The following is an 8,800-nucleotide window of genomic DNA, read 5'->3' as shown; positions in this document are numbered from 1 at the left end:
GCGAGCGTGCGCTCGGTGATGAAGGCATCGTCGCGTTCGCCGTATGGTGCGTTGAGCGAATCCGCGACGTAGATGAGTGACTCGCCGGGCAGATGCGCGCGCACGGCACGCAATACCGACAAGCCGCCCAGCCCGGAATCGAAGATGCCGACAGGTGCGGTCTGGCGCGGCGCGCTGGAGGCGGACTGGCTCGGCATCGTCATGCGGGCAAGTATGGCAGGGAGTGGGGCGGCGTTACGCCGGCGAGCCCATCATCGTCTGCTGGTAGTTCTGGATGCCGACCTTGCCGATCAGGTCGAGCTGCGTTTCCAGCCAGTCGATGTGCTCTTCGGTGTCGTCGAGGATCCGCTCGAAGATATCGCGCGACACGTAATCGCGAACCGATTCGCAATAGGCGATCGCCTCCTTGCAGGTCGCCTGGGAGATCTGCTCGAGCTTCAGGTCGCACTTCAGGATTTCCTCGGTTTCCTCGCCGACGAGCAGCTTGTGCAGATCCTGCAGGTTCGGCAGGCCATCGAGCATGAACACGCGCTCGATCAGCCAGTCGGCGTGCTTCATTTCGCCGATCGACTCGTCGTACTCATGCTTGCCGAGCTTTTCGAGACCCCAGTGCTTGTACATGCGGGCATGCAGGAAGTACTGATTGATCGCCGTCAGTTCGTTCTTCAACTGCGCGTTCAGGTATTCGATGACTTTCTTGTCGCCTTGCATGGCTTGTTCCTTCTTAGATGGTGGGGCTCGGAAACCGAACGATAATCGCTAGGGCGCGAAATGCCAAGTTTCCGGCCGTCGTCCGATCGGCCAATATCGGGACGCAAAAATGAGAAGCAAAAAGGCCGGACATCGGTCCGGCCTGAAGATCGGTCCGCTTACGCCGCGGCGACAGGGATTTTTCCGATTTTCGCCTGCCATTCCTTCGGGCCGGTCTGATGAACGGACGTGCCCGACGAATCGACAGCAACTGTTACGGGCATATCCTGGACGTCGAACTCGTAGATCGCTTCCATGCCGAGATCCTCGAACGCGAGCACCTTCGCTTCGCGGATCGCCTTCGACACGAGGTAGGCCGCGCCGCCGACCGCCATCAGGTACGCCGCGTTGTGCTTCTTGATCGCGTCGATCGCAACCGGGCCGCGTTCGGCCTTGCCGATCATCGAGATCAGCCCGGTCTGCGCGAGCATCATCTCGGTGAACTTGTCCATCCGCGTCGCCGTCGTCGGGCCGGCCGGGCCGACCACTTCGTCGCGCACCGGATCGACCGGGCCGACGTAGTAGATCACGCGGTTCGTGAAGTCGACCGGCAGCTTCTCGCCCTTCGCGAGCATGTCGGCGATGCGCTTGTGCGCAGCGTCGCGGCCCGTCAGCATCTTGCCCGACAGCAGGAGCGTCTGGCCCGGCTTCCAGCTTGCCACTTCTTCCGGCGTCAGCGTGTTCAGGTCGACGCGCTTGCTGGTTTCCGTGTTCGGTTCCCACTGCACCTTCGGCCATGCGTCGAGCGACGGCGCCTCGAGCTTCGCGACGCCCGAGCCGTCGAGCGTGAAGTGGGCATGGCGCGTTGCCGCGCAGTTCGGGATGATCGCGACCGGCTTGCTCGCCGCGTGCGTCGGGGCCGCGAGGATCTTCACGTCGAGCACGGTCGCGAGGCCGCCGAGACCCTGCGCGCCGATGCCGAGCGCGTTGACCTTTTCGTACAGCTCGACGCGCAGTTCCTCGATCCAGTCCTGCGGGCCGCGCGCGATGATGTCCTGGATGTCGATCGGATCCATCAGCGATTCCTTCGCCATCACCATCGCCTTCTCGGCGGTGCCTCCGATGCCGATCCCGAGCATGCCGGGCGGGCACCAGCCCGCGCCCATCGTCGGCACGGTATTGAGGATCCAGTCGACGATCGAGTCCGACGGGTTCAGCATCGCGAACTTCGTCTTGTTCTCCGAGCCGCCGCCTTTCGCCGCGACCTGCACGTCGACCTTGTCGCCCGGCACGATCTCGTAGTGGATCACCGCCGGCGTGTTGTCCTTCGTGTTCTTGCGGCCGCCTTCGGGCGGATTGACGATCGACGCGCGCAGCACGTTGTCCGGATGCGTGTAGCCGCGGCGCACGCCCTCGTTGATCATGTCGGTCACGCTCATCGTCGCGCCGTCCCAGCGCACGTCCATGCCGACCTTCACGAACACCGTGACGATCCCGGTGTCCTGGCAGATCGGACGGCGGCCTTCCGCGCACATGCGGCTGTTCGTGAGGATCTGCGCGATCGCATCCTTGGCGGCCGGGCTCTCCTCGAGCTCATACGCGCGGCCGAGCGCCTGGATGTAGTCGAGCGGATGGTAGTAGCTGATGTACTGCAGCGAATCCGCGATGCTCTGGATCAGGTCTTCCTGTTTGATGACGGTCATGACTGAGACTCGGTGAGGACAGTGGGGAATGCCGTGCCGGCGTGTCCGGCCAGCTTGCGGGACGCGGCGGCGGGCGCGTGCGTCTCGGGGAAATGCGCGGGATGCGGCCGCATGGTCCGATGGGCCGGACGGCCAGACGAGTGCAGATCGGTCGGCGAGGCGGGCATGACGGTCGAGCGGGCGCGGGGTATCGGTATCGGGGGTGATTTCGAATAGCGCGCTATTGTAACGCGTCGGCCGATCGGGGCGCAGCGACGCGCCCCGCCGTGACGGGGCGGGCAGCGGGTCAGGGCAGGACGGGCGGCGTGCGTTTCACGCGCAGGCTTGCGAGCACGATGCCGGTGACGACGCACGCGAGCGCGAAGCCGTGCGCGAGCGTCGGGCGTTCGCCGAGGAACGCGATGCCGTAGACCGCGGCGGCGACCGGCAGCACGGCGCTGAACACGCCGGCGAGGCTGCCCGGCACGTGCCGGATGCCCTTCATCCACATCCAGAACGAGAAGATGCTCGCCGACAGTCCATACCAGACGACGAGCGCCCACGTGCCCGCCGTCACGCTCGCGTAATCGAAATGCCACATCGCGCCCGCGCCGAGCGGCAGCATCAGCAGCAGGCCGAACAGGTGCGTATATGCGCAGATGTCGATCGGCGCGAGCGTTTGCGTCAGGCGGCGCGACAAGATGACGTAGATCGATTCGCAGCACACCGCGCCCAGCATCAGCAGGTTGCCGGTCAGCGAGCCGGCCGATGCGTCCGGGCCGGACGCATCGCCGTTCGCAAGGTTGATCGTGACGACGCCGACGATGGCGAGCGCAATCGAGACGAGCGCGCGGCCGTTCGGTTTCTCGCGCAGGATCAGCCACGCGAACAGCGCGACGACCGCCGGGATCGTGCTCGTGATGACGCCCGCCGCGACCGCGCTCGTGCGCTGCACGCCGTTCAGCATCAGCAGGGTGAACATGAAGGTGCCGAAGAATGCCTGCAGGAACAGGTTCAGCCACTCGCCGCGCTTGACCGCGCGCATCTTCACGGGATCGAACAGCGGCCACAGCACGGCGATCGCGATCACGAAGCGCAGCGTTGCGAGGATGGCGACCGGAACGGATGCGACGATCGATTTGCCGATGCCGACGTTGCTGCCGACGAGCAGCATCGACACGATCAGAAAGAGGGCGTAGCGATTCAAGCTGGAATCCGGAAGGCGAGTTCAGTTAGGATTGTAGGGTCGTGGCCGCAGCCGCGGCAACCGGGCGGGAATTGCGGCGGTATGTCGCCGCTTCCGCCGCGTAAGTGACGGGTAAGCTGTGGCGCTTATCGTGAACCTTGCCGGATCGCGTATCGCCGTCACGCGGCGTGATGCGATGCAGCATTGCGCGCAACTTCGGGGCGCGCGGGTGAGTGGGAGACAGCGGCGCACATGCGCCGGCCAAGATTCGGCGCGCACGACCGCGCCGGCATGCAGAGGATTCATGTTCACCAAGGGGTAGTTGATGTCTGCGATTGAATCGGTTCTTCACGAAGGTCGCCAGTTTGCGCCGCCCGCGGCGCTTGCGCAGGCGGCAGCCATTTCCGGCATGGATGCCTATCGCGCGCTCGTCGCCGAGGCCGAGCGTGATTACGAAGGCTTCTGGGCACGCCTTGCACGCGAGACGCTCGATTGGCACAAGCCTTTCACCAGGGTGCTCGACGAATCCGACGCCCCGTTCTACAAGTGGTTCGACGATGGCGAGCTGAACGCGTCGTACAACTGTCTCGATCGTCATGTCGAGGCCGGCAACGGCGAGCGTGTCGCCGTGATCTTCGAAGCGGACGACGGCACGGTCACGCGCGTCACGTATGCCGACCTGCTCGCGCGCGTGTCGCGTTTTGCGAACGCACTGAAGAAGCGCGGCATCCGCCGAGGCGACCGCGTGGTCATCTACATGCCGATGTCGGTCGAAGCGATCGTCGCGATGCAGGCATGCGCGCGCATCGGTGCGACGCACTCGGTCGTGTTCGGCGGGTTCTCCGCGAAATCGCTCAACGAGCGGCTCGTCGATGTCGGCGCGAGCGCGCTGATCACCGCCGACGAACAGATGCGCGGCGGCAAGACGCTGCCGCTCAAGGCCATCGCCGACGAGGCGCTCGCGATGGGCGGCTGCGACGCGGTCAAGAGCGTGATCGTCTATCGCCGCACCGGCGGCAAGATCGACTGGCATGCCGACCGCGATCTGTGGATGCACGAGCTGGCGGCGCAGGAATCCGACATCTGCGAGCCGGAATGGGTCGGCGCCGAGCATCCGCTGTTCGTCCTGTATACGTCCGGCTCGACCGGCAAGCCGAAGGGCGTGCAGCACAGCACCGGCGGTTATCTGCTGTGGGCCGCGCTGACGATGAAGTGGACCTTCGACTGGAAGCCGTCCGATGTGTTCTGGTGCACGGCCGACATCGGCTGGATCACCGGTCACACGTATATCACCTACGGTCCGCTCGCATGCGGCGCGACGCAGGTCGTGTTCGAGGGCGTGCCGACCTACCCGGACGCGGGCCGTTTCTGGAAGATGATCGCCGACCACAAGGTCTCGATCTTCTATACCGCGCCGACCGCGATCCGCTCGCTGATCAAGGCGGCCGATGCAGACGACGCCGTTCATCCGAAGAGCTACGACCTGTCGAGCCTGCGGATCATCGGCACTGTCGGCGAGCCGATCAATCCCGAGGCGTGGATGTGGTACTACCGGAACGTCGGTCAGGAGCGCTGCCCGATCGTCGATACCTGGTGGCAGACCGAAACGGGCGGCCACATGATCTCGCCGCTGCCGGGCGCCACGCCGACCGTGCCGGGTTCGTGCACGCTGCCGCTGCCGGGCATCATGGCCGCGGTGGTCGACGAGACGGGGCAGGACGTGCCGAACGGGCAGGGCGGCATTCTGGTCGTCAAGCGTCCGTGGCCGGCGATGATCCGCACGATCTGGGGCGATCCCGACCGCTTCAAGAAGAGCTACTACCCCGAGGAACTCGGCGGCACGCTCTATCTCGCCGGCGACGGCACCGTGCGCGACAAGGCCACCGGCAACTTCACGATCATGGGCCGGATCGACGACGTGCTGAACGTGTCGGGCCACCGACTCGGCACGATGGAGATCGAGTCGGCGCTGGTCGCGCACGAGTTCGTCGCCGAGGCGGCGGTCGTCGGGCGTCCGGACGAGACGACGGGCGAGGCGGTGGTCGCGTTCGTCGTGCTCAAGCGCGCGCGTCCGGAGGGCGAAGAGGCGGCCAAGCTCGCGAAGGAGTTGCGCGACTGGGTCGGCAAGCAGATCGGGCCGATCGCGAAACCGAAGGACATCCGTTTCGGCGACAACCTGCCGAAGACGCGTTCCGGCAAGATCATGCGCCGCCTGCTGCGATCGCTTGCGAAGGGCGAGGCGATCACGCAGGACACGTCGACGCTCGAGAACCCGGCCATCCTCGACCAGCTCGCCGAAGTGCGCTGATCGCGCTTCGTGTGCATGCGCCCCTGCGCGGCAATCCCGATTGCTGGCGCAGGGGCTTTTTGTTAAATAAGGGCATGACTGCCTCATCCCGCACCGCGCCCGCCGCACCGCCGCCCGTGCCGGCGCCGCTTGCCCGTGCCCATGCACGCTACTGGCGTTTCAACGTGGCGCTGATCCTGGTGCTGATGGCGATCGGCTTTTCCGTGTCGTTCCTCGTGCCGTTTTTCGCGCCTGCGCTCGCGGACGTGCGCTTCGCCGGATTCAGCCTGCCGTTCTATTTCGGCGCGCAAGGCGCAATCCTGATCTACCTGGCCCTGATCGCCGTGTACATCGCGTTGATGCAGCGTGCCGACCGCGCGCTCGGACGCGCGTACCAAGACCACGCGGCGCGCGTGGACGATCCTCGCGGGCGCTGATTCATGCTGACGCGCCGGCTGATTCGCGCCTACGCGTTATATACGCTCGGCTTTCTCGCATTCGTGCTGCTGCTGTGGCGCATCGAGCGCGCGGCGGGCTCCGGCGTGTGGATCGGCTACGTGTTCCTGTTCATGCCGATCGCCGTCTATGCGGTGATCGGACTGCTGTCGCGCACGTCCGATCTGGTCGAGTACTACGTCGCGGGGCGACGCGTGCCGTCCGCGTTCAACGGGATGGCGACCGCGGCGGACTGGCTGTCGGCGGCGTCGTTCATCGGCCTCGCGGGATCGCTGTATGCGACCGGATACGATGCGCTGGCTTACCTGATGGGCTGGACGGGCGGTTTCTGCCTCGTCGCGTTCCTGCTCGCGCCGTATGTGCGCAAACTCGCCCGCTACACGATTCCCGATTTTCTCGGCACGCGCTTCTCGAGCACGGCGGTGCGCGCGCTCGCCGCGGGCGCGGCGATCCTGTGTTCATTCGTCTATCTGGTTGCGCAGATACAGGGCATCGGACTGATCGCGACGCGCTTCATCGGCGTCGATTTCGCGATCGGCATCTTCTGCGGGCTCGCCGGCATTCTCGTCTGCTCGTTTCTTGGCGGGATGCGCGCGGTGACATGGACGCAGGTGGCGCAGTACATCATCCTGATCAGCGCCATCCTGATTCCCGTATCGCTGATCGCGATGAAAAACGGACTCGGGCCGGTGCCGCAATTCAATTACGGGCAATTGATGGAGCGCGTCGCCGTGCTGGAGGCGCAGGTGCGCGACGCGCCCGACGAGCGGCGGGTGCGCGATGCGTATCGTCAGCAGGCGGCGCGCATCCAGATGCGGCTCGACCGGTTGCCGGCGTCGTACCGGGATGAGCGCGGGCGGCTCGTCGAGGCGCTGGCCGACCTGCGCCGCCATAACGGACCGCTGCGTGAGATCAGCCGGCGCGAACGCGAGTTGGCGGATTTCCCGCGCGATCCGGCGGCGGCGCGAGTCGTCTGGTCGCAGGCGCGCGACGATCTGCTCGCGCGCGCCGCACCGCCGGTGCCGATGCACGAGCCGTTTCCCGCAGGGAGCGACGACGAGCGCCGGACGCGCGAACGGAACTTCCTCGCGCTGCTGCTGTGCCTGTCGCTCGGCACCGCGAGCCTGCCGCATATCCTCACGCGCTACAACACGACGACCTCGGTTGCATCGGCGCGGCGTTCGGTCGGCTGGACACTGTTTTTCATCGCGCTTTTCTATCTGAGCGTGCCGGTGCTCGCGGTGCTGATCAAATACGAGATCCTCGCGAACCTGGTGGGGCGGCCGTTCGCGGCGCTGCCGGCGTGGGTCACGCAATGGCATCGCTTCGAGCCCGATCTGATCAGCGTCGTCGACGAGATCCGGGACGGCATCGTGCGCTGGTCGGAAATCAGGATGCAGCCGGACATGGTCGTGCTGGCCGCGCCCGAGATCGCCGGGCTGCCGTACGTGATCTCCGGGCTGATCGCGGCGGGCGCGCTGGCGGCGGCGCTGTCGACCGCCGACGGGCTGCTGCTGACGATCGCGAATGCACTGTCGCACGACGTCTACTACCACATGGTTGCGCCGGATGCGACGAGCCAGCGGCGGGTCACGATCTCGAAGGTGCTGCTGCTCGGCGTCGCGCTGTTTGCGTCGTATGTCGCATCGCTCAATACGGGCAAGATCCTGTTCCTCGTCGGCGCGGCATTTTCGCTCGCGGCGTCGAGCTTCTTTCCGGTGCTCGTGCTCGGGGTGTTCTGGAAGCGCACGACGACGCGCGGTGCGCTCGCCGGAATGGTGACGGGGCTCGGGGTCTGCCTTTACTACATCGTGTCGACGTATCCGTACTTCACGCAGTTGACGGGCTTTTCCGGGAAAACGTGGTTCGGCATCGAGCCGATCAGTTCCGGCGTGTTCGGCGTGCCGGCCGGATTTGCGGTGGCGATCGTCGTCAGCCTGCTCGATCGCCGGCCGGATGATTACACGCGTGCGCTCGTCGACTACATCCGGCATCCGTGACGAAGGCGAAATCCGTGACCTGGGCGAGAGGGGAGTAGCGGTAGGGCGGAAGAGTTTGCTATACTCTCGCTCTTCCGGAGAGATGGATGAGTGGTTTAAGTCGCACGCCTGGAAAGCGTGTATAGGTTAATCGCCTATCGGGGGTTCGAATCCCCCTCTCTCCGCCAGAATTTTTTAAAAAATCCCCGCAAAGTCAATGACCTGCGGGGATTTTTGTTTTCCGGCCCGCAAACCGACCATCAAAGGTCGATTGCTCGGCTCCTCGAGCATGCGGCCTTCTCGACGTCGCCGAGTGCCGCGTCGGTCTGATCCCTTTGAATGCACCGAACCTCGCTTGCGATGCCCTCGATGTCCAGTGCTCCGGTATTTCGGGCATGCACGGCAAAGCCGATCCAATACACGCCCTAGAATCGCGTCGCCACCCCGATCCGTACCAGCGCCTGAGACCGATTGCTGGACGCGGCGCCGGGTTGCATCAGGCCGTTGATCCACGCCTGTG

The 8,800-nt window shown here is 65.4% G+C and carries 6 protein-coding genes, 1 tRNA gene and 1 pseudogene; 4 read left to right on the top strand and 4 right to left on the bottom strand.

What is annotated here, in order from left to right:
• The 4 genes and pseudogenes from KH616_RS16880 to KH616_RS16865 form a co-directional block, all read right to left on the bottom strand.
• Positions 1 to 203: pseudogene (locus KH616_RS16880) on the bottom strand (glutamate racemase); the annotation flags it as partial.
• A 31-nt stretch (positions 204 to 234) separates the two neighbouring features.
• A complete protein-coding gene (gene bfr, locus KH616_RS16875; protein ID WP_292248409.1) occupies positions 235 to 711 on the bottom strand; it encodes a bacterioferritin in 477 nt (158 codons plus the stop codon).
• A gap of 158 nt (positions 712 to 869) precedes the next feature.
• On the bottom strand, positions 870 to 2,393 hold the full coding sequence (locus KH616_RS16870) for a fumarate hydratase (protein WP_292248406.1): 1,524 nt from the start codon (positions 2,391 to 2,393) through the stop codon (positions 870 to 872).
• Positions 2,394 to 2,679: 286 nt separating this feature from the next.
• Complete coding sequence (locus tag KH616_RS16865; protein ID WP_292248404.1) at positions 2,680 to 3,579, bottom strand: DMT family transporter; 900 nt, start codon at positions 3,577 to 3,579, stop codon at positions 2,680 to 2,682.
• Positions 3,580 to 3,883: 304 nt separating this feature from the next.
• On the opposite strand from KH616_RS16865, the gene acs reads away from it, so the two are divergent.
• The 4 genes from acs to KH616_RS16845 all read left to right on the top strand — a co-directional run bounded on the left by acs (position 3,884) and on the right by KH616_RS16845 (position 8,468).
• The gene (acs, locus tag KH616_RS16860) at positions 3,884 to 5,866 is read left to right on the top strand and encodes an acetate--CoA ligase (RefSeq protein WP_292248401.1); all 1,983 of its coding nucleotides are present in this window, start codon (positions 3,884 to 3,886) and stop codon (positions 5,864 to 5,866) included.
• A 74-nt stretch (positions 5,867 to 5,940) separates the two neighbouring features.
• Positions 5,941 to 6,282 carry a DUF4212 domain-containing protein gene (locus tag KH616_RS16855; RefSeq protein WP_292248398.1) on the top strand — a complete coding sequence of 114 codons (342 nt, stop codon included), beginning with the start codon at positions 5,941 to 5,943 and terminating at the stop codon, positions 6,280 to 6,282.
• Positions 6,283 to 6,285: 3 nt separating this feature from the next.
• Positions 6,286 to 8,301, top strand: coding sequence for a sodium:solute symporter family protein (locus KH616_RS16850; protein ID WP_292248395.1), 2,016 nt, complete (start codon positions 6,286 to 6,288; stop codon positions 8,299 to 8,301).
• 76 nt (positions 8,302 to 8,377) lie between these two features.
• A tRNA-Ser gene (locus tag KH616_RS16845) sits at positions 8,378 to 8,468 on the top strand.
• The last annotated feature ends 332 nt before the right edge of the window (positions 8,469 to 8,800 follow it).

This window comes from Burkholderia sp. (assembly GCF_018375725.1).
GTDB lineage: Bacteria > Pseudomonadota > Gammaproteobacteria > Burkholderiales > Burkholderiaceae > Burkholderia.
The sequence above is the reverse complement of the archived record's forward strand: the minus strand, read 5'-3'. Positions and strand labels throughout refer to the sequence as shown.